This is a genomic window from Zobellella maritima (assembly GCF_003075035.1).
Classification (GTDB): Bacteria; Pseudomonadota; Gammaproteobacteria; order Enterobacterales; family Aeromonadaceae; genus Oceanimonas; species Oceanimonas maritima.
This window is the reverse complement of sequence record NZ_QCZE01000001.1, coordinates 1,045,652-1,066,569: the sequence shown is the minus strand read 5'-3', so window position 1 is coordinate 1,066,569 and position 20,918 is coordinate 1,045,652. Positions and strand designations below refer to the sequence as shown.

Annotated in this window: 23 protein-coding genes; 12 read left to right on the top strand and 11 right to left on the bottom strand. The window is 57.5% G+C overall.

The genetic code is table 11. From position 1 onward, the window contains the following. Nucleotides 1-229: 229 nt before the first annotated feature. The 10 genes from thrS (at nucleotide 230) to DCS96_RS04780 (ending at nucleotide 9,659) form a co-directional block, all read left to right on the top strand. Complete coding sequence (gene thrS, locus DCS96_RS04825) at nucleotides 230-2,164, top strand: threonine--tRNA ligase (protein ID WP_116473195.1); 1,935 nt, start codon at nucleotides 230-232, stop codon at nucleotides 2,162-2,164. Beyond that, on the top strand, nucleotides 2,161-2,703 hold the full coding sequence (gene infC, locus DCS96_RS04820) for a translation initiation factor IF-3 (protein ID WP_116473194.1): 543 nt from the start codon (nucleotides 2,161-2,163) through the stop codon (nucleotides 2,701-2,703). Before thrS ends, infC begins: the two co-directional genes overlap by 4 nt. Nucleotides 2,704-2,780: 77 nt before the next feature. Then, complete coding sequence (gene rpmI / locus DCS96_RS04815; protein ID WP_116473193.1) at nucleotides 2,781-2,978, top strand: 50S ribosomal protein L35; 198 nt, start codon at nucleotides 2,781-2,783, stop codon at nucleotides 2,976-2,978. A 14-nt stretch (nucleotides 2,979-2,992) separates the two neighbouring features. Further along, nucleotides 2,993-3,349, top strand: a complete 357-nt coding sequence (rplT, locus tag DCS96_RS04810) for a 50S ribosomal protein L20 (protein ID WP_116473192.1) — start codon at nucleotides 2,993-2,995, stop codon at nucleotides 3,347-3,349. Nucleotides 3,350-3,508: 159 nt separating this feature from the next. Then, on the top strand, nucleotides 3,509-4,492 hold the full coding sequence (gene pheS / locus DCS96_RS04805; RefSeq protein WP_116473191.1) for a phenylalanine--tRNA ligase subunit alpha: 984 nt from the start codon (nucleotides 3,509-3,511) through the stop codon (nucleotides 4,490-4,492). A 15-nt stretch (nucleotides 4,493-4,507) separates the two neighbouring features. Further along, nucleotides 4,508-6,895 (top strand): phenylalanine--tRNA ligase subunit beta, encoded by a 2,388-nt coding sequence (gene pheT / locus DCS96_RS04800; protein ID WP_116473190.1) that lies wholly within the window; start codon nucleotides 4,508-4,510, stop codon nucleotides 6,893-6,895. 4 nt (nucleotides 6,896-6,899) lie between these two features. Continuing rightward, on the top strand, nucleotides 6,900-7,196 hold the full coding sequence (ihfA, locus tag DCS96_RS04795) for an integration host factor subunit alpha (protein WP_116473189.1): 297 nt from the start codon (nucleotides 6,900-6,902) through the stop codon (nucleotides 7,194-7,196). A gap of 126 nt (nucleotides 7,197-7,322) precedes the next feature. Next, nucleotides 7,323-8,039 carry a Sir2 family NAD+-dependent deacetylase gene (gene cobB, locus DCS96_RS04790; protein WP_116473188.1) on the top strand — a complete coding sequence of 239 codons (717 nt, stop codon included), beginning with the start codon at nucleotides 7,323-7,325 and terminating at the stop codon, nucleotides 8,037-8,039. A gap of 220 nt (nucleotides 8,040-8,259) precedes the next feature. Then, nucleotides 8,260-9,036 (top strand): DUF2189 domain-containing protein, encoded by a 777-nt coding sequence (locus tag DCS96_RS04785; RefSeq protein ID WP_116473187.1) that lies wholly within the window; start codon nucleotides 8,260-8,262, stop codon nucleotides 9,034-9,036. Beyond that, nucleotides 9,033-9,659 (top strand): DUF2987 domain-containing protein, encoded by a 627-nt coding sequence (locus DCS96_RS04780; RefSeq protein WP_116473186.1) that lies wholly within the window; start codon nucleotides 9,033-9,035, stop codon nucleotides 9,657-9,659. Before DCS96_RS04785 ends, DCS96_RS04780 begins: the two co-directional genes overlap by 4 nt. Nucleotides 9,660-9,838: 179 nt before the next feature. Here the strand turns inward: DCS96_RS04780 and ttcA are convergent, their stop codons facing one another. The 11 genes from ttcA to ccoN all read right to left on the bottom strand — a co-directional run bounded on the left by ttcA (nucleotide 9,839) and on the right by ccoN (nucleotide 19,660). Beyond that, nucleotides 9,839-10,762, bottom strand: a complete 924-nt coding sequence (gene ttcA, locus DCS96_RS04775) for a tRNA 2-thiocytidine(32) synthetase TtcA (RefSeq protein ID WP_116473185.1) — start codon at nucleotides 10,760-10,762, stop codon at nucleotides 9,839-9,841. A 72-nt stretch (nucleotides 10,763-10,834) separates the two neighbouring features. After that, complete coding sequence (gene uspE / locus DCS96_RS04770; protein ID WP_116473184.1) at nucleotides 10,835-11,755, bottom strand: universal stress protein UspE; 921 nt, start codon at nucleotides 11,753-11,755, stop codon at nucleotides 10,835-10,837. A gap of 23 nt (nucleotides 11,756-11,778) precedes the next feature. After that, nucleotides 11,779-12,522 carry an FNR family transcription factor gene (locus tag DCS96_RS04765; RefSeq protein WP_116473183.1) on the bottom strand — a complete coding sequence of 248 codons (744 nt, stop codon included), beginning with the start codon at nucleotides 12,520-12,522 and terminating at the stop codon, nucleotides 11,779-11,781. Between the two features lie 69 nt (nucleotides 12,523-12,591). Beyond that, nucleotides 12,592-13,275, bottom strand: coding sequence for a sulfite exporter TauE/SafE family protein (locus DCS96_RS04760; protein WP_116473182.1), 684 nt, complete (start codon nucleotides 13,273-13,275; stop codon nucleotides 12,592-12,594). Then, entirely contained in the window at nucleotides 13,272-13,466 is a 195-nt protein-coding gene (gene ccoS, locus DCS96_RS04755) for a cbb3-type cytochrome oxidase assembly protein CcoS (RefSeq protein ID WP_116473181.1), read from the bottom strand. The genes DCS96_RS04760 and ccoS overlap by 4 nt, the downstream gene beginning before the upstream one ends. Then, nucleotides 13,463-15,835 (bottom strand): heavy metal translocating P-type ATPase, encoded by a 2,373-nt coding sequence (locus DCS96_RS04750; RefSeq protein WP_116473180.1) that lies wholly within the window; start codon nucleotides 15,833-15,835, stop codon nucleotides 13,463-13,465. The genes ccoS and DCS96_RS04750 overlap by 4 nt, the downstream gene beginning before the upstream one ends. A gap of 1 nt (nucleotide 15,836) precedes the next feature. Continuing rightward, nucleotides 15,837-16,322 carry a FixH family protein gene (locus tag DCS96_RS04745; protein ID WP_116473179.1) on the bottom strand — a complete coding sequence of 162 codons (486 nt, stop codon included), beginning with the start codon at nucleotides 16,320-16,322 and terminating at the stop codon, nucleotides 15,837-15,839. 90 nt (nucleotides 16,323-16,412) lie between these two features. Further along, nucleotides 16,413-17,384: a cytochrome-c oxidase, cbb3-type subunit III gene (gene ccoP / locus DCS96_RS04740; protein WP_116473178.1), complete on the bottom strand. Its 972-nt coding sequence runs from the start codon at nucleotides 17,382-17,384 to the stop codon at nucleotides 16,413-16,415. Next, a complete protein-coding gene (locus DCS96_RS04735; RefSeq protein ID WP_116473177.1) occupies nucleotides 17,381-17,599 on the bottom strand; it encodes a cbb3-type cytochrome oxidase subunit 3 in 219 nt (72 codons plus the stop codon). Before DCS96_RS04735 ends, ccoP begins: the two co-directional genes overlap by 4 nt. A gap of 15 nt (nucleotides 17,600-17,614) precedes the next feature. Continuing rightward, complete coding sequence (ccoO, locus tag DCS96_RS04730) at nucleotides 17,615-18,223, bottom strand: cytochrome-c oxidase, cbb3-type subunit II (protein ID WP_116473176.1); 609 nt, start codon at nucleotides 18,221-18,223, stop codon at nucleotides 17,615-17,617. Nucleotides 18,224-18,235: 12 nt separating this feature from the next. Continuing rightward, complete coding sequence (ccoN, locus tag DCS96_RS04725) at nucleotides 18,236-19,660, bottom strand: cytochrome-c oxidase, cbb3-type subunit I (protein WP_116473175.1); 1,425 nt, start codon at nucleotides 19,658-19,660, stop codon at nucleotides 18,236-18,238. A gap of 470 nt (nucleotides 19,661-20,130) precedes the next feature. Here ccoN and DCS96_RS04720 point away from each other — a divergent pair, with 470 nt between their 5' ends. Then, entirely contained in the window at nucleotides 20,131-20,439 is a 309-nt protein-coding gene (locus DCS96_RS04720; protein WP_232818183.1) for a hypothetical protein, read from the top strand. Between the two features lie 235 nt (nucleotides 20,440-20,674). Further along, complete coding sequence (locus DCS96_RS18525) at nucleotides 20,675-20,866, top strand: hypothetical protein (RefSeq protein ID WP_157953579.1); 192 nt, start codon at nucleotides 20,675-20,677, stop codon at nucleotides 20,864-20,866. Nucleotides 20,867-20,918: the final 52 nt, after the last annotated feature.

The window sequence follows — 20,918 nt, the reverse complement described above, 5'->3', positions numbered from 1 at the left end:
TGACCTGCCGGCACGGTCGCTTGCCGGCAGGGTCGCCAGGGGCAGACAGCGGCGGGGGCTTCTGCTACCCTACGGCTTCCCCTGATCTGGTGAAAGAGGCGCTGCCCCGGCCTTCCGTCCACCCGGCTGACAGAGTGAAGTCAGAAAGAGCAGGGGAGGTTACCGGTTTATTCACCTTTATTAACGACATGTGCGCTTTGGTACGGTGCACCACTGTGAAGGATATTTCATGCCGACAATTACACTTCCCGATGGCAGCCAACGCCATTTTGAACACCCCGTTTCCGTGCTTGATGTGGCCCAAAATATCGGCGCCGGCCTGGCCAAGGCCTGTATTGCCGGTCGTGTGGATGGTCAGCTGGTTGATGCCAGTGATCTGATCAACCACGATGCCAGCCTGGCCATTATTACCGCCAAGGATCAGGAAGGCCTGGAAATACTGCGCCATTCCTGTGCTCACCTGCTGGGCCATGCCATCAAGCAGCTGTGGCCGCAAACCAAGATGGCCATAGGTCCGGTGATCGACAATGGTTTCTACTATGATATCGACCTGGATCACACCCTGACGGAAGAAGATCTCGAGGCCCTGGAAGCACGCATGCTGGCGCTGGCCAAGACCGAGTATGCAGTCATCAAGAAGAAGGTCAGCTGGCAGGAAGCACGGGATACCTTCGCCCGGCGGCATGAGACCTACAAGATTGAAATCCTGGACCAGAATGTCAGCCAGGATGACAGGCCCGGCTTGTATCATCATGAAGAATATATCGACATGTGTCGCGGTCCCCATGTGCCCAACATGCGTTTCTGCCAGCATTTCAAGCTGCAGAAGGTCTCCGGCGCCTACTGGCGCGGCGACGCCAAGAACAAGATGCTGCAACGCATCTACGGCACCGCCTGGGCCGACAAGAAGACGCTCAAGGCTTATCTGACCCAGCTGGAAGAAGCCGCCAAGCGGGATCACCGCAAGATCGGCAAGCAGCTCGATCTCTATCACATGCAGGAAGAGGCTCCGGGTATGGTGTTCTGGCACAATGACGGCTGGAGCGTCTTCCGTGAGCTTGAGCACTTCGTGCGGACCAAGCTGCGTGAATACCAGTATGAAGAGGTCAAGGGCCCCTTCATGATGGATCGGGTGCTGTGGGAGAAGTCCGGTCACTGGGATAAATATGCTGAAAACATGTTTACCACCCACTCCGAGAACCGGGATTACGCCATCAAGCCGATGAACTGCCCGGGCCATGTGCAGATCTTCAACCAGGGCCTGAAGTCCTACCGGGATTTGCCGTTGCGCATGGCGGAGTTCGGTTGCTGTCACCGTAATGAACCGAGCGGGGCCCTGCACGGCCTGATGCGGGTGCGTGGTTTTACCCAGGACGATGCCCATATCTTCTGTACCGAAGAGCAGATCCAGGAGGAAGTGTCCGCCTGTATCAAGATGGTGTACGACGTCTACGGCACCTTTGGTTTTACCGATGTCGCGGTCAAGCTGTCGACCCGGCCGGAAAAACGGATCGGCAGTGACGAGATCTGGGACAAGGCCGAATTGGCCCTCGAAGAAGCGCTCAAGGCCAATGGCCTGGAGTATCAGCTGCAGCCAGGCGAGGGGGCTTTCTACGGTCCCAAGATTGAATTTACCCTGTATGACTGCCTGAACCGTGCCTGGCAATGTGGTACCGTGCAGCTTGACTTCGCGTTGCCCGGGCGTCTGGGTGCCAGCTATGTGGGCGAAGACAACGAGCGCCATGTGCCTGTGATGATCCACCGCGCCATCCTGGGTTCGATAGAGCGCTTCATCGGTATCCTGATCGAGGAGTATGCCGGCCTGTTCCCCACCTGGCTGGCCCCGACCCAGGTCATGGTGCTCAATATCACCGACAATCAGGCCGAATATGCCCAGCAATTGGCCAACGACCTGAATAATGTTGGTATTAGAGCCAAGGCGGACTTGAGAAATGAGAAGATAGGCTTTAAAATTCGCGAGCATACTCTGAAGCGGGTACCTTTCATGCTGGTTTGCGGCGATAAGGAAGTCGAAGCCGGCGAAGTGGCGGTTCGTACCCGGAAAGGACAGGATCTCGGCAGCTTCAAGCTCGAAGAGCTGACTCAACTACTGCAACAGGAGATCCGCACTCGCGGTAAGAAGACACTGGAGGATAGGTTATAAAAAGCCCTAAAAAGGGAGGCAAACCGGCCTCCCGCAACCGACTGAACGAAGAGATACGATTAAAAGAAGTTCGCCTGGTAGGCCTGGAAGGTGAAGCGCTGGGGGTAGTTTCGATTACCGAAGCCCTGGAAGCGGCCGCCGCTCAGGGCGTGGATCTGGTAGAGATCAGTCCCAACGCCGAGCCGCCTGTTTGCCGTATTATGGACTACGGCAAGTTCCTCTACGAGAAGAGCAAGGCGACCAAAGAACAGAAGAAAAAGCAGAAACAAATCCAGGTCAAGGAAATCAAATTCCGACCCGGTACCGATGAAGGCGACTATCAGGTAAAACTACGCAACCTGGTTCGCTTTTTGGAAGAAGGCAACAAAGCCAAGGTCACCCTGCGGTTCCGCGGGCGTGAAATGGCGCACCAGGAACTGGGTTTCGATTTGCTCAACCGAATCAAAACGGATTTGGACGAATTGGCCCTGGTCGAGGCTTTCCCCAAGCTGGAAGGTCGTCAGGCCGTCATGGTGCTTGCCCCGAAGAAAAAACAGTAAGGCCCTGCAAGTAACCGGGCACCGAGTGTCCGGTTCGCCTTGCTGTTTGTTGTTATTAACAATGCGGAGTTTTTTTAATGCCGAAAATGAAATCCAACAAAGGCGCTGCCAAGCGCTTTAAAAAGACCGGCTCCGGTGGCTTCAAGCGTAAGCAATCCCACCTGCGTCACATCCTCACCAAGAAGAGCAGCAAGCGTAAGCGCCAGCTGCGTGGCAAATCTATGGTTGCCGCGTCTGATGTCGCTCAAATCAACGCCATGTTGCCAACTGCTTAAAGGGGAAGTGAACAATGCCAAGAGTTAAACGTGGTGTTACTGCACACGCTCGTCACAAGAAAGTTCTGAAGCAAGCCAAAGGTTACTACGGTGCCCGTTCACGCGTTTATCGCGTTGCGGTTCAGGCTGTTACCAAAGCTGGTCAGTATGCTTATCGTGACCGTCGTCAGAAAAAACGTCAGTTCCGTCAACTGTGGATCGCCCGTATCAATGCGGCCGCCCGTCAGAACGGTCTGTCTTACAGCCGCTTCATCGATGGTCTGAAAAAGGCCTCTGTTGAAATTGATCGCAAGATCCTGGCAGACATCGCTGTACATGACAAAACCACCTTTACCGCTTTGGTTTCCAAAGCTAAAGAAGCCCTGGTTTAAGTCGACAGACGGTAATGAAAAAAGGAGGCTTAGGCCTCCTTTTTTAATGGCCCGAAACCGGTGCAAAAGTGGCGTGACCGGGCCATTTCCTTTACTATCAAGGCCTTTCAAAATATTTAAGGTCCGGGTTTTCTGCCCGGGCGAGTTAACGAGGAAAACATGGATCAGCTGGAAGACGTGATCGTCAAAGCACAGGCGGAGATCCAGGCTGCCGCCAACGCTGTCGAACTGGATGAGATCCGGGTGCACTACCTGGGTAAAAAAGGTTTCTTTACCGAACAGTCCAAGGCGCTGGGCAAGCTCTCTGCCGAGGAGCGGCCCGCTGCCGGGCAGGCCATCAACCAGGCCAAACAGGCGGTGAGCAAGGCCTTGAACGATAAGCGTGAGGCCCTGCAACTGGCGGAGCTTAATCAGAAGCTGGCTTCCGAAACCCTGGATATCAGTCTGCCGGGCCGCCGGCAGCAGAGCGGTGGCCTGCATCCCGTGAGCCGTACCATCAAGCGCATCGAGTCCTTCTTTGGCGAGCTGGGTTTCCAGGTGGCGGAAGGTCCGGAAATCGAAGATGATTTCCATAACTTCGATGCCCTGAATATTCCGGCGCACCATCCGGCCCGGGCCGATCACGACACCTTCTATTTCAATCCAAAGCTGATGCTGCGCACCCAGACCTCGGGCGTACAGATCCGTACCATGGAGCATCAGCAACCGCCGATCCGTATTATTTCTCCGGGCAGGGTATATCGTAACGATTACGATCAGACCCATACCCCCATGTTCCATCAGGTGGAAGGCCTGCTGGTCGATGAGAAGGTCAGCTTTACCCACCTGAAAGGGGTACTACACGACTTCCTGCATAACTTCTTCGAAGAAGATTTACAAATTCGCTTCCGTCCTTCCTATTTCCCCTTTACCGAGCCCAGCGCCGAGGTAGATGTGATGGGTAAGAACGGCAAATGGCTAGAGGTGTTGGGGTGCGGCATGGTTCATCCCAATGTGCTGCGTGCGGTGGGTATAGATCCGGAACGTTACAGCGGCTTTGCCTTCGGCATGGGTGTTGAGCGGTTGACCATGCTGCGTTACGGCGTCAACGACCTGCGGGCCTTTTTTGAAAACGATCAGCGTTTTCTCAAACAATTCCAGTAAGCGGCGGGAGCGAAAATGAAATTTTCTAAATCATGGCTGGAGCAATGGGTAACAAGCGGACTTAATGCCGATGCGCTTGCCGAACAGATCACCATGGCCGGCCTGGAAGTGGACGGCGTGGAGCCGGTGGCCGGCGATTTTTCCCAGGTGCTGGTCGGTGAAGTGGTCGAATGCGGGCAGCATCCGGATGCGGACAAACTGCGAGTTACCAAGATTAATGTGGGCGGCGATGAGCTGCTCGATATCGTCTGTGGCGCCCCCAATTGCCGCCAGGGTCTGAAAGTGGCGGTGGCGGTGGTCGGTGCCGTGCTGCCCGGTGACTTCAAGATCAAGAAGGCCAAGCTGCGCGGTCAGCCGTCTCACGGCATGCTCTGTTCCTTCTCCGAGCTGGGCATAGACGTGGAGTCAGATGGTATTATCGAGCTGCCCCAGGATGCGCCGATCGGCGTCCAGGTACGCGATTACCTCGGACTGAACGATGTCACCATTGAAGTGGATCTGACCCCCAACCGGGCAGATTGTCTGAGCATGGCCGGCCTGGCTCGGGAAGTGGGCGTGCTCAATCAGCAAGACGTCAACTGGCCGGAGATCCCGGCAGTGCCCGCCACCATCCGGGACGCGGTGGACATCCGTCTGGACGATCCGGCATCCTGCCCGCGCTACCTGGGTCGGGTGGTTAAAAATATCGATGTGCGGGCCGAAACCCCGATCTGGATGCAGGAAAAACTGCGGCGCAGCGGTATTCGCAGCATAGATCCCGTGGTGGATATCACCAATTTCGTGCTGCTGGAATGGGGCCAGCCCATGCATGCCTTCGATCTGGCGACCCTGAACGGCGGCATTGTCGTGCGTAAGGCGGAGCAGGGCGAAAAACTGACCCTGCTCGACGGCACCGAAGTGACTCTGAACGACGACACCCTGGTGATTGCCGACAGCGAGCGTCCAGTTGCCATGGCCGGTATCTTTGGTGGCGAAGCCACCGGTGTGACCGAGGCCACCAAGGACGTACTGCTGGAATGCGCCTTCTTCCAGCCCCTGGCCATTACCGGCCGGGCCCGTCGCTACGGCCTGCATACCGACTCCTCCCACCGCTTTGAGCGCGGCGTGGACTACCAGCTGCAGCACAAGGTGATGGAGCGGGCGACTGCCCTGCTGCTGGAGATCTGCGGCGGTGAGGCCGGCCCCGTGATCGAAGCCGTTTCCGAGGCTGATCTGCCCAGGGCCGCAACCGTGTCCCTGCGCCATAGCCGGCTCAATGCCTTGATCGGAATCGAGATCCCGGCCGAGCAGGTCACCGAGATGCTCACCCGCCTGGGCCTGGCGGTCACCGTCACCAGCGATGGTTGGCAGGTGGTGGTGCCCAGCTACCGCTTCGATATCAGCATCGAGGAAGACCTGGTGGAAGAAGTGGCCCGTATCTACGGCTACAACCAGATCCCGAATGTGGCACCGGTCGCCGGCCTGACCATGTCCAGCCACCAGGAATCCAGCCTGTCCCTCAACCGGCTGAAGGATGCCCTGGTCGACCTGGGCTATCAGGAAGCCATCACCTACAGCTTCGTGGATCCGGACAAACAGCGGTTGCTGTTCCCCGATGCCGATGCCCTGATCCTGCCCAATCCGATTGCCGCCGATATGTCTGCAATGCGGGTGTCCCTGTGGCCGGGCCTGATCCAGGCGGCCGTCTATAACCAGAACCGGCAGCAGTCCCGCTTGCGTCTGTTCGAGCAGGGCTTGACCTTCATTCCGGATAACTCCGCAGAAAACGGCGTTCGCCAGACGCCCGTGCTGGCCGGCCTGTTGCTGGGCCCAGTGGTGGATGAGCACTGGGATATGAACAGCCGCGGTGTCGATTTCTTCGATGTGAAGGGCGATCTGGAAAGCCTGCTGGCCCTGAGCCATGACGAACTCAGCTTCACCTTTATCCGAACCGAGCAAGTCAGCCTGCATCCGGGGCAATCGGCGGCCCTGCTGCGTGATGGCCAACAAGTGGGTGTGCTGGGTGCCATTCATCCCAGCCTGCTGCGCAAACTGGGGCTCAAGTCCCAGGCTTATGTGTTCGAGGTACAGCTTGACGCCTTGACCCGCCGTCGGGTGCCGGAAGCAGGGGAGATATCCCGGTTCCCGGCCAACCGCCGGGATCTGGCCCTGGTAGTAGAACAGTCGGTTGCTGCCTCAGATATCCTTGATTTAGTTAGAAAAGTTGGCGGAAAACAGGTGGTTGGCGTAAACTTGTTCGATGTATACCAAGGACAAGGTATTGCCGACGACAAGAAGAGCCTGGCGCTCAGCTTGGTGTTGCAGGATACCCAACGGACTTTGGAAGAGAAAGAGATCGCCGATACCCTGGCCAACATAGTATCGGCCCTCTCAGTTGAGTTTAATGCTTCCTTGAGGGACTGAGCCTATGGCGTTAACCAAGGCTGATATTGCCGAACATCTGTTCACCGAGCTGGGCATAAGCAAGCGAGATGCCAAGGAAATGGTCGAGGCATTCTTCGAAGAAATTCGAACGGCACTCGAGCACGGCGAGCAGGTCAAAATCTCCGGATTCGGTAATTTTGAGTTGCGTAACAAAGACGAGCGTCCCGGGCGGAACCCGAAAACCGGGGAGGATATCCCCATTTCGGCTCGCCGCGTGGTGACCTTTCGACCCGGTCAGAAACTGAAGGCCAGGGTGGAAAACGCCCTCGAGGCCGACTGACGTTCAGCAGTAATCCCAGAAAGCCAGGCTTCCAGCCTGGCTTTCTGTATTTATACCAAGGCAGCATTGGCCTGACTTGGCAATACTGTTAGCCTGATATGCAGATGAAAATGTCAGAGGCAGCAGTTGGTGGGTAAAGACAACATCGTAATCCTGACCGGAGCCGGGGTCTCGGCTGAGTCGGGGATCAGGACCTTCAGGGCGTCGGATGGCCTGTGGGAAGAGCACCGCATAGAAGATGTGGCCACGCCAGAGGGATATCAGCGGGATCCCGAGCTGGTCCAGCAGTTCTACAATGCCCGGCGAGCCCTGTTGCCGACGGTGGTGCCGAATGCAGCTCATTACGCCCTGGCGCGTCTCGAGCGGGAGTGGCCGGGCACCGTGACCCTGGTGACCCAGAATATTGACGATCTCCATGAACGGGCGGGGAGCCGCAATGTCATCCATATGCACGGTGAGCTGTTGAAGGCCCGCTGCCCTCATTCCAACCAGACGATCGCCTGGCCCGGCCCACTGCACACCACGGATCTGTGCCATTGCTGCCAGTTTCCCGAGCCACTCAGGCCCCATGTGGTCTGGTTCGGGGAAATGCCCTTGATGCTTGATCATATTTACCATGCCCTGAGTGAAGCCAGTCTGTTTATTGCCATCGGCACCTCGGGCAATGTGTATCCGGCGGCGGGTTTTGTGCATGAAGCCGCCATGCACAATGCCCACACCCTGGAGATCAACCTGGAGCCCAGCGAGGTACAGAACCATTTCAATGAACACAGGTACGGACCGGCGACCCGGATGGTAACCGATTATGTGGATGAGCTGCTGGCCGGTGTGAGCCACCCTTGACCAGCCGCCGGGTGCCAGCTTGCTCAAAACGGCTCCCGGCCATCGGCGCTTCCCGCCGAGTGTCCGCATAACCCCTTTCCTTTAGCGGTTGTGCTGGGTGTTATCGTCTCCCCCGGCTTGCGCAATCGTTCAAATACCTAAACTTTATAATGGCTTAGACTTGCTGCCCCGATGCCGGGGATCCGTTATAATGGCACGACCCAATGGATGAGAAAATGATATGACAGACCCCCATTTTGCACGACTGCAACAATCCCTGAGCCAGGGCTTTAAATTGGAACCCAAAGCCATTTTTCAAGAAGCCTGGCAACGTATCTATGGTGCCAAGTTCCCTATGTTGATGGCGGTCATTGGCGTGGTCGGCTGCTGGTTAGTACTCAATCAGCTATTACTCGCTGTCTTGGGCGATGAGCCTGAAAGCCTGTGGAGCGGTAGCCTGCCGGGATTACTGATCTCCATGGTGATGGCGCCCATGAGCGGCGGCCTGGACATGATGGGTGTGCACCGGGCCGCCAATATGGCCATCCGCCCCAGCCAGATCTTCGATTATTTCCGTTACCTGCTGCCCCTGGCCGTCGCCAGCCTGCTGATGGGGTTGCTCACCAGCCTGTTCCTGCCGCTCGGGGCCAGCCTGGGGCTGTCGCCGACCCTGGCCATGCTGCCGACCCTGGTGCTGAGTGTGGCCTTGATGTTTACCTTTCCCCTGATGCTGGAAAAAGGCCTGTCACCCTTGCAGGCGATCGGCACCTCAATCCGGTTGTTCCTGCGCCAGTGGCTTAATATGCTGTTACTCCATGCCCTGTTGGTGCTCTTGTTTATGGTGGCGGTGGCCAGCTTCGGTATCGGCCTGATCTGGGTGGTTCCTTTCTACATAGTGGTCAAGGGTATTATCTACCGCCAGGCTTGTGGTATCGGTGGTGCCGTCGCGCCCGATGCCGAACATCGGCAGGATACGGATGTGCCGTCATCTTCATCCAAGGATCATTTTGAAGCATGAAAACGCTCCCTCTTAGCATATTGGCACTGTTGTTGAGTGCCCTGCCGGTTTGTGCCCAGCCCCTGGAACTGGGGTACAGCGGTTTCTTCAAACATATGAAAACAGTGCAGAAGGCCAAGGTGCAGCAGGCCGAGCTGGGATTCTATCTCAGTCAGGCCGACGGCGGTGGCCTGTGCACCATTATATCGGGTGGTGTCCGGGTGGATGGTGAGCCGCGGGGAGAGGTAACCCTGTTGCCACACGGCCAGTTCGTCCTGCCTTATGACAAGCAGCTGGATCTGGACAAGGCGGTGGTTGTACTGGAGCTGGCGGAGCGGGAGCAGTGCGATATTTCGATAAAGATCCAGGCTCAGCTCGAAGGTGGCCGGACGGCCCTGGCTCAGCTGCGTCAGGTGCGCGATGAGATGCAGACACTGCTGGCAAAAATGGCCGGCTGGCCAGGCAGGTACTTCATACCCGATATCCAGGGCCTGCATCTCTACCCGGCCATGGGGGAAGACTCCCTGCGGCTGGAGGGGATGGAAGCAGATCCGGGTACCGGCAAGGTCAGCCTGCGTGATGCGCAACTGGCGGGCGAGGGCAGCCTGATGTTACCAATGGTGCGCATCACTCCCTGGATTTAAAAACGAAGGCGATACGGTTTGTTGTACCCCGGCCGCCTTTCGTGGTTGCCGCGACCTCGCCGCGTAGGCCCTGCCGGTGGCCGGTGGCCGGTTGTCGTCATCGGCTCGAGCCCGGTCCCGCACACGGTTCGGGGTTTTACAGGAGTGATAATAAAAAAGGCGCTGTGGCGCCTTTTTTATTATTTCAGCTCGATGATATCCAGCCGCTCTCCGCTCGGGACCTGCACTTCCTCATCGTCTTCATCGATAAAGCGGGGCGGGAGATCCGGGGTGTCAAAGGCGAGATCACCGCCGTCGATCACGCCACTGTGGCTGTCGATGGTTTTGAAATCGAACAATTGATGATCCAGCAGATGAGAAGGCACTATGTTCTGCAACGAACGGAACATGCTTTCAATCCGCCCCGGAAAGCGTCTGTCCCAGTCCTGCAGCATGGTCTTGATGGCCTTGCGTTGCAGATTTTCCTGGGAACCGCACAGGTTGCAGGGAATGATCGGAAAAGCCTTGGCCTCGGCATAACGCACCAGATCCTTTTCCTTGCAATAGGCTAACGGACGGATCACCACGTGTTTGCCATTATCACTGACCAGCTTGGGCGGCATGGATTTCAGGGTGCCGCCGTGGAACATGTTGAGCAACAGGGTTTCGAGGATATCATCCCTATGATGGCCCAGGGCTATCTTGGTGGCACCCAGCTCGCTGGCGGTACGGTACAGGATACCACGGCGCAGGCGAGAACAGAGAGAGCAGGTGGTCTTGCCTTCGGGGATCTTGTCGGTGACGATGGAATAGGTGTCTTCCTCCACAATCCGGTAGTCAATGCCAAGCTCGTTCAGGTAGGCCGGCAACACATGCTCGGGAAAGCCTGGTTGTTTCTGATCCAGGTTGACCGCCACCAACTCGAATTTTATCGGTGCATGAGCCTGCAGATTAAGCAGAACATCAAGCATGGCATAGCTGTCCTTGCCACCGGACAGGCAGACCATCACCTTGTCGCCATCTTCAATCATGTTGAAGTCGGCGATGGCCTGGCCGACATTGCGGCGCAGCCGCTTTTGCAGCTTGTTAAAGTTATAGACTTGCTTGGCTGTTTGAACAGACATAATGACCCCGGCCGAAAAAACTGGGGCTATTATAGTGACTGGCGCCTCAAGGGCAAGGCGCCAGTGGCTGGATTACCTCTGTGTCGGATCCGGCCTTAATACCAGCACATCACATTTCAGCTTGTCGATCACATGCTCGGCGGTGTTACCCAGCAGGGCCGCGGAAAAACCGGTTCGGCCGACCGAGCCCAGGATCACCAGGCTGGCATCAATACTGTCGGCACACTGGGGGATCACTTCTTCCGCCAGACCTTCATGCAGATGCAGCTCGCCCGGCTCGAGATCGAAGCGTACCGCATACTCGTAGAGTGCCCGTTCATGCTGTTTCTTTACCGCTGCATTATAGGCATGAGGGTCAAAGTCGGGCAGCTCCAGGGCCATGTTGACCGGGGTGATCGGATAGGCATTGACCAGGTGCAGGCGGGACGACAGCAGGCGGGCCACTTCCTTGCTTTCGGCGATAATCTTGTGATTCAGGGCCTCCTGAGCCTGGTCGTCACTGCAGCAGTTAAGCGCCGCCAGCACCTTGCCACCCATGGGCCAGTCCCGCTCCTTCACCAATAACACGGGGCAAGGTGATTTGCGCAGCAGATGCCAGTCGGTGGGAGTAAAGATAAATGACTGGATCAGGGCATGTTTATGGGTACTTTTGACCACCAGATCATGGGCTCCATCCTGAACCTGCTGGATGATGGCCTCGAAGGGCCGGTTGTGCCACACCACCTTGACATCAAAGTGGATGCTGCTGTCCTGATAGGGTGTCAACAGGGTTTGCAGCCATTCGGAGCGGCTCTGCACGACCCCCTCACGCATTTCATCCCGCTCTTCGCTGGAGAGCATGGAGGTCATTTCATAGGAAAAGTCATAGATGGGCAAGAATAGGGTGATGGCCGCCTTATCTTCCAGGGCGGCCACCGCCACGGCTCTGTGCAAGGCGGGTTGTGCTTCGGCAACCGGATCGACAACCACCAGGATACGTTGGTATTTGATCATAGACACCCCCTAGAGTTGGGTCTTTAGCAGGCAGTAGCAGGCGCACCCGCTAGACACGCCAGTTCAGGCAATTCAAGTATACGTATATATTTACCGTCGACTTCAATCAGCTTGTTTTTTTGAAAGCGGCCCAGCAGGCGGCTGACCGTTTCCACCGTTAGCCCCAGGTAGTTGCCGATGTCGCCCCGGGTCATGGTCAGGCGGAACTCCCGGGCCGAGAAGCCTCGTTGGGAATAACGGATCGACAGGCCGTGCAGGAAGGCGGCCAGGCGCTCTTCGGCTGTTTTCTTGGAAAGCAGCAAGATCATTTGCTGATCGCCCTGAATCTCGTTGCTCATCAGACGCATGATCTGCTGGCGCAGCCGCGGCATCTTGCCGGAAAGTTCATCCAGGATGTCGTAAGGAAGCTCGCAGACCATGGCGGTTTCCAGTGCCTGGGCGAAGGAAGGGTGGACACCGGTATTAATGGCATCAAAACCCACCAGGTCGCCGGCCAGATGGAAAGCGGTGATCTGCTCGTCTCCCTGCTCGGTGATGGTATAGGATTTGACGGTGCCGGCGCGGATGGCGTAGAGGGACTTCAGTTCCTCTCCGGCATTGAACAGCGTCTGTCCCTTCTGAATGGGTTTTTTACGCTCTATGATGTTGTCCAGTTCATCAAGCTCGTCAGAATTCAGTCCCAGGGGGATGCATAACTGACTGATGCTGCAGTCCTGACAATGGATGGCACTTGCCAGTGGCTTACCGGTTTTAGACTGATTGTCCATGGCTTCCGCTCTCTATTTCCTATTGTCAGCAAAAGTCAATAATAGCATCAAAGGAAGCCACTTAGAAGGTCAGTAAAGTTGCTGCAGGCTCTGGAACAGTGTAAACAAACCATAAAAAATCAGTAAGATACCGGAAAGAGTACGGAAGTTAGGGTGGTTCAGCCAGTGCCTGAGGCGCTCGGCAAGCCCGCCCAGGGCCAGCAGGGTCGGCAGGGTTCCCAGGCCAAACAGCGCCATAATAAGCGCACCCTGGACCATGCTGCCGGAGACGGCACTCCAGGTTAGTGCCGAATACACCAGGCCGCAGGGCAGCCAGCCCCAAACCATGCCGAACGGCAGGGCCGCGAAAGGGTGCCTGAAGGGCACAAAACGGCCCGCCAACGGCTTGACCCTGCGCCACAGGCCATTGCCCAAATGTTCCAGCCTGAGCAGCCCGAACCACCAGCGAGCCAGATACAGTCCCAGCAGGATCATCATTATTCCGGCCAGCACGCGTAGGATAGTCAATCCCTGCCGACCCAGGCTGACATCGGCCAGGCTGGCAAACAGGCCGCCGACCAGGGCGCCGGCCAGGCTATAGCTTGCTATCCGGCCGGCGTTGTAGCTAAGCAGATACAGCCATTGCCAGCGTCGTTGCTGCGCGGGGATGGCCATCGAAAACGCCGCCGCCACACCGCCACACATGGCGATGCAGTGACCGGCGCCGAGCAGCCCAATCAACAGCGCGGCCCAGGGGTCAAGCTGGCTGGTCATGATCGTGACTTGGTGGGTTTGTCGGCGGGCTGGGCCCGCCTGTGGGCCTCTCCGTCGTCGTCGAACAGGATATTGCTGCCCTGCCGGTCCAGATCTTCAAACTGATCGTTTTTGACCGACCAGAAAAAAATCGCGAGGACGATAACCACAAAGACAAGGATCACCGGGATGATCAGAAACCAGACATTCATAAGCGGGAAAGCCTCAGGGAATTAGTCATGACAATCAGGGAACTGGCGGACATGCCGAGCATCGCCAGCCAGGGAGACACATGGCCGAGGGCCGCGAGCGGCAGTACCACCAGATTGTAGCCCAGGGCCCAGCCGAAGTTTTGTTTGATGACCAGACGACAACGCGCGGCAATGCGCCGGGCCAGCAAGATTCGCTGCAAGTCATCCCCCAGCAACAGGGCGTCGGCGCTGTTCTTGGCGATATCGGTGCCGCCGGCCATGGCGAAAGAGGCATGGGCACCGGCCAACACAGGAGCATCATTGATGCCATCGCCGACCATCAGGCAAACGTCCCCCGCCGCATCCTGGCGGCGCAGATAGGCCAGCTTGTCATCCGGACTGGCGCCCTTGATCAGGCTGTTCACCCCCAGTTCGGCGGCCACCCGGTCGGCCTGGCCCGAGCTGTCGCCGGTGAGGATACTGGTCTTGATCCCCTGTTCTCGGCAGTGCGCGATCAACGCAGCGCTGTCCGGCCGCAGCGGGTCGGCCAGGTTAAAGCGTGCCAGCAGGCCCTGATCATCCGCCAGATAGATATCCAGCCGCTCGTCGCCGGCCGCCTGCGCGCCCAGCCAGCGACCACTGCCCAGATACAGGCGGCGGCCGTCGATCTCGCCCTGGATGCCCAGTCCGACCCGGTTTTCCCGTTGATCGACGACCAGGCTGTTGTCCCGGTAAGGGCGGAACGCCCGGGCAATGGGGTGTTCGGACTGGGCCTCGAGGGCGGCGGCGATGGCGAGTGACCGGGCTCGGGTGATACGTCCGAAGGTGTCCACCGATTCCAGGACGACCTTGCCCTGGGTCAGGGTGCCGGTTTTATCGAACACAATATGATTTATCTTGGGCAGGGTATCCAGCACATGACCCCGGCGCACCAGCACCCCGGCCTGGGTCAGCCGGGCGCTGGCCACCGTCAGCGCGGTCGGCGTGGCCAGCGACAGGGCGCAGGGGCAAGTGGCCACCAGTACCGCCAGCATGATCCAGAAGGCGTTATCGGCATCGAACCACAACCAGCCTAAATAGGTGAACAGGGCCACCAGCAGCAGGGCGGTAACAAAGTAACGGGACAGCTGGTCGGCCAGCAGCGCCACCCTGGGTTTCTCGGCCAGGGCGTCATCCTGGGCGCGCAGTATCTCGGCCACCCGGGAGCGGGACAGGGGACGCAATACCCGGACCCGCAATGGCGAGGTGATGTTGGTGGTACCGGCAAACACGGTATCGCCCGCCTGCCTGGTGATGGGCAAATGTTCTCCGGTGAGCATGGACTCGTCGACGCTGGTTCGTCCCGAGACGATCACGCCGTCGGCGGGAATGGCGGCGCCCGGCGTCACCAGCACCAGTTGCTCCGGTTGCAGGCTGCCGGCGGCCACCTCCTGCTCACCGTCCGGGGTCTCCAGCCGGGCCAACATGGGCACCAGGTGGGTAAGGTTAGCGGTGATTTCCAGCGCCCTGCGCTTGGCCCGCATCTCAAGGAAACGGCCGGCCAGCAACAGGAAGGCGAACAGCGACACGCATTCAAAATAGACCACGCCACTGTTGGTGAGGGTGGCGTAGACAGAGGCAACAAAGGCGAACACCATGGCCAGGGTGACCGGCAGATCCATGTTCAGGGCCCGGTTCTTCACCCCCCGCCAGGCGTTGCGATAGAAGGGGACCGCCGAGTAAAGCATCACCGGAATACACAGCAGCAGGCTGATCCAACGAAAGGTCACCAGCAGCTCGGTCTCCAGATCCGGGAACAGATCATCATAGAGTGCCATGCCGGCCATCATCACCTGCATGCTGGCGATACCCGCCACGCCCATGCGCAATAGGTAGGATTTCACCTCTCGGTTATAGGCCTGTTCCTGCTGATGGGGTTGAAAGGGGCGGGCCTGATAACCGATGTCGGCAAAGGCGGCCAGCAACTGGCTGAGCCTGGTCTTACCCTCGACCCAGCGCAGCCGGGCGCGTTCCGTGGTGCTGTTGACCTGGATCGACACCACCCCGGGTTGCTGACCCAGATGTCGCTCGATCAGCCAGGAACAGGCGGCACAGCTGAGACCCTCGATCGACAGCAGCACCTCCCGTTGCGTCCCCTTGACGTTGACAAAATCCTGCTGAATTTCCTCCAGATCATAATGCTGAAGCTGTTTCAGCTCGTCGGGCACCAGCTCGGCGCGGGAGGCGGGACCACTCCTGTGCCGATAGTAACCGGCGAGTCCGCAATCGATAATGGTCTGCGCCACCGCCAGGCAGCCCGGACAACAGAATTGCTCGGACTTGTTTTCAAATTCGAGGGTAAAATCGCCGTTTCCGGGGACAACCTCACCGCAATGGAAGCAGGCGGACATCTCAGCCTCCGGCGCGGATAACGAGCCGGTCGGGGATAGGCAGAGTCACCCGTTTCTGCAGGCGCCAGCGACCATCGAAGGGCTCTATCCGTGCATGCCACTGGCCGCGCAGTTCCGCTTGTTCCGGACGGTAACGATAAATGCCGTTGGCATCGCTGGTCAGCAGGGCGCCGAAATCACGCTCGGCCTGGGTAGGGTGAATAAAGCGCAGCCGGATGGCTTCGCCATCATTGTATTCACCCTCGAGTCGCAGGGTCAGCTCGCCATCGCGATAGCGCAGCTCGGCCACCAGACCCAGCTCGGCCGCTTTTCTCAATTCGCTCAGATCCTGATTGATGGCCTTGCCTTTCTTGTAATAATCGTCGACCACCATGCTGTCGGCACCCTTGGTGGCGATATAGAAGGTATACAGGCTGGCGGTCACGGCACACAGGGGCAGGATGATCAGGAACCAGGGCCAAAATTGTTGATACCAGGGACGTTGCATAGCGAATTCCTACTGCTCGAAAGGACGGGCGTTAATATAACAAAAAGCCCCGATGAATCGGGGCTTTTTTACTGAGCCCGGAGGGCGTTATCAGTTATTGCTCAGGCTGTACACGTACGAGGCCAGCAGGTGTACCTTGTCTTCGCCGAGAATGTCATTCCAGGCGGGCATCACGCCGCCGCGGCCGTGACGAATGGTTTCTTCCACCGCACCGCGAGAGCCGCCGTAGAGCCAGATGCCATCGGTCAGGTTGGGCGCGCCCATGGCGGTATTACCCTTGCCATCCATACCGTGGCAGGCAGCGCACACGGCGAAACGGGCCTGGCCTTTTTGGGCCTCGACTTCGTCTACCCTGCGGCCGGACAGGCTCAGCACGTAGGAGGTCACTTCCTGTACGCCTTGTTCACCCAGGCTGTCACCCCAGGCCGGCATGGCGCCCTGGCGACCGTGCATGATGGTGGCCTTGATCTGCTCGGGGGTACCGCCGTAGAGCCAGTCGGCATCGGTCAGGTTGGGGAAGCCACGGGCGCCACGGGCATCTGAGCCATGGCACTGGGCACAGTTCTGCAGGAACAGGCGCTGACCCACCTTGGTGGCCTTTTCATCGAGGGCGATATCGGCGATGGCACGGTAGCTCTGGCCATCCGCTTCATAAGCCAGCTCCTTGAAGCGGGCACCAAACACCTCATCGGCCTTGCTTATTTCCCGATCATACTGCACCAGCATGCCGGCTTCACGAGCCGCTTCGGTCGCGGCCTGGGACTCTTCCAGGGAGCGAATGGTCTGGTTGGAACTGGTCCAGCCCAGCAGCCCCTTGTAGTTGCCCAGCCCCGGATACAGCACCAGGTAGACCAGGGAAAACACCACCATGATGAAGAACAGATAGCTCCACCACTTGGGTGGGGGATTGTTCATCTCGGAAATGCCGTCGAAGGTGTGCCCGGTGGACGCGCCTTCTTCCATGCCCATTTTATCTTTCAAACACCAGATCAGCAGGCCGGTAAGGCCGAAAATCACGCCCAGGCTGATCAAAGAGACATATATGCTAAGAAAAGTACTCATTTTTTAATTGCTCCTGCGCGATCAGGATCAGTCCCCTGGTATTGCCCGGCGGCCTGCTCTTCTTCATCGAAGATAGAGTTGGCCAGGTCATCGAAGGTGTTCTTGCGCCGTTTGCTATAGGCCCACAACACCAGGCAGATAAACAGCACGAACAGGATCAGGGTCTGAATGCTGATCAGCATCGGCTTCAGGGCTTCCAGGGTACTGAAATCCATAATCGTCAACTCCCGTTACTTAAGGCCATGACCCAAAGATTGCAGATAGGCGATCAGCGCGTCCATCTCGGACTTGCCTTTCACCGCCGCCTCGGCACCTTCGATATCCGCATCCGTATAAGGCACGCCGAAGTTGTCCCGGAACAAACGCAACTTGTCTGCCGATTTGCTGCCGTCGAGGATGTTGGTTTCCAACCAGGGGAAGGCAGGCATATTCGACTCGGGCACTACGTCACGGGGGTTGAGCAGGTGCACCCGGTGCCATTCATCGGAATACCGACCACCGACCCGGGCCAGGTCCGGACCGGTACGCTTGGAACCCCACAGGAAGGGATGTTCCCACACGCTTTCACCGGCAACGGAGTAGTGGCCGTACCGCTCGGTTTCGGCACGCATCGGGCGGATCATCTGGCTGTGGCAGACGTGGCAGCCGTCGCGGATATAGATGTCCCGGCCTTCCATTTCCAGTGCGGTGTAGGGCCGCAGGCTTTCGGTCGGCTCATTGGTCTGGGCCTGGAAAAACAACGGTACGATTTCCGCGAGGCCACCGAAGCTGATGGCGATAACTGTAAATACAATCAGCCAGAAAGTGTTTTTCTCGACCAGTTCATGACGATTTTTCATTAACGAGTCTCCTTATGCCGGCTGAGGGATAGCTTGCAATGAGCCTTTCGGCGCATAGATGGTGCGATAGGTGTTATAAGCCATCAGCAACATACCCAGGACGAAGAAACAACCGCCCAGGAAGCGCACGAAATAGAAGGGGTAAGACGCCTGCAGACCCTCTACAAAGCTGTAGGTCAGGGTGCCGTCTTCGTTTACCGCCCGCCACATCAGGCCCTGCATCACACCGCTGATCCACATGGCCACGATATAGAGCACGGTACCAATGGTGGCCAGCCAGAAATGGGTATTGATCAGCTTGAGGCTGTACATCCGTTCCTGACCGAACACATTGGGGATCATGTGGTAGACGGCGCCGATGGAGATCATGGCCACCCAGCCCAGGGCACCAGAGTGCACATGACCGACGGTCCAGTCGGTGTAGTGGGAGAGGGCGTTGACGGTCTTGATAGCCATCATGGGGCCTTCGAAGGTGGACATGCCGTAAAACGACAGGGACACGATCAGGAAACGCAGGATGGGATCATAACGCAGTTTGTGCCAGGCACCGGACAGGGTCATGATACCGTTGATCATGCCGCCCCAGGAGGGTACGAACAGGATCAGCGACATGACCATGCCCAGGGACTGGGCCCAGTCGGGCAGGGCGGTATAGTGCAGGTGGTGGGAGCCGGCCCAGATATACAGGGTGATCAGCGCCCAGAAGTGCACGATGGACAGACGGTAGGAGTAAACCGGACGGCCCGCCTGCTTGGGGACAAAGTAGTACATCATGCCCAGGAAGCCGGCAGTCAGCAGGAAGCCTACCGCGTTATGGCCATACCACCACTGGATCATGGCATCGGCTGCACCCGCGTACATGGAGTAGGACTTCATGCCGCTCAGGGGCACCGCCATGCTGTTGACGATATGCAGTACGGCAACGGTCAGGATAAAGCCACCGTAGAACCAGTTGGCAACGTAGATATGGGAGGTATTACGCTTGATCAGGGTGCCGAAAAACACCACTGCATAGCTTACCCAGACTACGGCGATGGCGATATCGATCGGCCATTCCAGTTCGGCATATTCCTTGGAAGTGGTATAACCCAGAGGCAGGGTGATGATGGCAGCGACGATAATGGCCTGCCAGCCCCAGAATACGAAGGATGCCAGCGGGCCACCGAACAGGCGGGTCTGACAGGTTCGTTGCACCACATAGAAGGAGGTTCCCATCAGGGCGCTACAACCAAAGGCGAAGATCACCGCATTGGTATGCAGCGGGCGTAACCGGCTGTAGGTCAGCCAGGGAGTATCAAAGTTAAGGGCGGGCCAGATAAGCTGCGAGGCGATTAACACGCCCAGTGACATACCTATCACACCCCAGACTACGGTCATGACCGTAAACTGACGAACTACCGTGTAGTTGTAGTTTGGTTGGTTATTAGTTTGACTCATCGTTATAGTTCCGCTTCCACTGCTGTTCTTCGGTTTGTGCGCACCGCTTGATGCTCACGTCGGAAGGTAAAAAGCAACCGGGTTTATCAAAGAATTCAGGCGCTCCAAAGGCTTCGTTAACTAATTGTTAACGAAGGGAAAGTAAGGGGGTCTGAAAACACGCGACAGATGATAAAGGAGTGAGTACAAAAATAACAGTATAAACAGTAATATGATTACCACTTAAGCCGACCAAAAGGCATAAGGCCCTGCCTTGACCGAAATCAAGCCTTTCAGCAGATTGTGAGCAATACAGGAAATATATTGGTATGAGAGACCGTTTAACCGGGCCAAAGCTGGTACAAATTATTATCGTTATGGCTATTTTAGTGGTGGCTTTTCTGTTCAGAACCTATTGGTATGAAGCTGATCCAGGCCCTTCAGAGCAGGATAATGTTGCTTTTTGTGATATAAGTCACAATAAATGCGTAATGGAACAAGCCGGGGTCATTGCCGAAGCCCGTCTCCATGCCGAGGCCTTGTCTGCCGAAACCCCCTTCACCCTGGAAGTGCAGTTTTCCGTTCCCGGGGTGAAGGTGAAACGCAGTATGCTGGAAGGCGACACCATGTATATGGGGACCTTGCCGGCCATCATCAGTGAGGTTGAACCGGGCCGGTGGCGGGGACAGGCGCTGGTCGGTGCCTGCACCGAGGCGCGCATGGTATGGGCCTGGGTACTGGACATCGAGTTTGAGGGCCGGAGCCAACAACTGCGTTTCCTGTTTGAAGTCAGCCATTAGCGGCAGGCCAGCTGTAATCCCAGGTAACGTCCCCCCGTCGCCTGGCACATGTCCCCATTTCGCTGCCAACGACCACTTGATGCCCGGCCTGTCACCCAAGGCCGGGCAACCATCTTCGATAATCGGAGCTGCGTCCGGGGGCCGAACTGGAATCTTTAGCTGTGGGTATTTGGGGTAATGGGGCACGTCGCCCATACTTAATGGAGAGCCTAAGCAGCAAGAGGGGGTAAACATCATGGACATATCAAGACTGCATAGCGGCATGCTCTGTGCGACCCGGAAAGGCCCGGGATGGATCATGTCCATCGACCAGGAGCATCATAGCCTGCACATGAAGGCGCTGCGGGACAAGCGTGAATTCGATGTAGATATAGATGAAGTGTTGGACGATCCCCAGGTACATAATCCGGAAGACGGCTACTATTAATCCTGCTCGGCACAACACTGCCCGCCGGGTCCGTTTCGGGCCCGGCGTCGTT

Coding starts and splice junctions, on each gene's coding strand:
- thrS (WP_116473195.1), top strand. CDS start 230: ATGCCGACAATTACACTTCCCGATGGCAGCCAACGCCATTTTGAACAC.
- rpmI (WP_116473193.1), top strand. CDS start 2,781: ATGCCGAAAATGAAATCCAACAAAGGCGCTGCCAAGCGCTTTAAAAAG.
- rplT (WP_116473192.1), top strand. CDS start 2,993: ATGCCAAGAGTTAAACGTGGTGTTACTGCACACGCTCGTCACAAGAAA.
- pheS (WP_116473191.1), top strand. CDS start 3,509: ATGGATCAGCTGGAAGACGTGATCGTCAAAGCACAGGCGGAGATCCAG.
- pheT (WP_116473190.1), top strand. CDS start 4,508: ATGAAATTTTCTAAATCATGGCTGGAGCAATGGGTAACAAGCGGACTT.
- ihfA (WP_116473189.1), top strand. CDS start 6,900: ATGGCGTTAACCAAGGCTGATATTGCCGAACATCTGTTCACCGAGCTG.
- DCS96_RS04785 (WP_116473187.1), top strand. CDS start 8,260: ATGACAGACCCCCATTTTGCACGACTGCAACAATCCCTGAGCCAGGGC.
- DCS96_RS04780 (WP_116473186.1), top strand. CDS start 9,033: ATGAAAACGCTCCCTCTTAGCATATTGGCACTGTTGTTGAGTGCCCTG.
- ttcA (WP_116473185.1), bottom strand. CDS start 10,762: ATGTCTGTTCAAACAGCCAAGCAAGTCTATAACTTTAACAAGCTGCAA.
- uspE (WP_116473184.1), bottom strand. CDS start 11,755: ATGATCAAATACCAACGTATCCTGGTGGTTGTCGATCCGGTTGCCGAA.
- DCS96_RS04765 (WP_116473183.1), bottom strand. CDS start 12,522: ATGGACAATCAGTCTAAAACCGGTAAGCCACTGGCAAGTGCCATCCAT.
- DCS96_RS04760 (WP_116473182.1), bottom strand. CDS start 13,275: ATGACCAGCCAGCTTGACCCCTGGGCCGCGCTGTTGATTGGGCTGCTC.
- ccoS (WP_116473181.1), bottom strand. CDS start 13,466: ATGAATGTCTGGTTTCTGATCATCCCGGTGATCCTTGTCTTTGTGGTT.
- DCS96_RS04750 (WP_116473180.1), bottom strand. CDS start 15,835: ATGTCCGCCTGCTTCCATTGCGGTGAGGTTGTCCCCGGAAACGGCGAT.
- DCS96_RS04745 (WP_116473179.1), bottom strand. CDS start 16,322: ATGCAACGTCCCTGGTATCAACAATTTTGGCCCTGGTTCCTGATCATC.
- ccoP (WP_116473178.1), bottom strand. CDS start 17,384: ATGAGTACTTTTCTTAGCATATATGTCTCTTTGATCAGCCTGGGCGTG.
- DCS96_RS04735 (WP_116473177.1), bottom strand. CDS start 17,599: ATGGATTTCAGTACCCTGGAAGCCCTGAAGCCGATGCTGATCAGCATT.
- ccoO (WP_116473176.1), bottom strand. CDS start 18,223: ATGAAAAATCGTCATGAACTGGTCGAGAAAAACACTTTCTGGCTGATT.
- ccoN (WP_116473175.1), bottom strand. CDS start 19,660: ATGAGTCAAACTAATAACCAACCAAACTACAACTACACGGTAGTTCGT.
- DCS96_RS04720 (WP_232818183.1), top strand. CDS start 20,131: ATGGAACAAGCCGGGGTCATTGCCGAAGCCCGTCTCCATGCCGAGGCC.
- DCS96_RS18525 (WP_157953579.1), top strand. CDS start 20,675: ATGGACATATCAAGACTGCATAGCGGCATGCTCTGTGCGACCCGGAAA.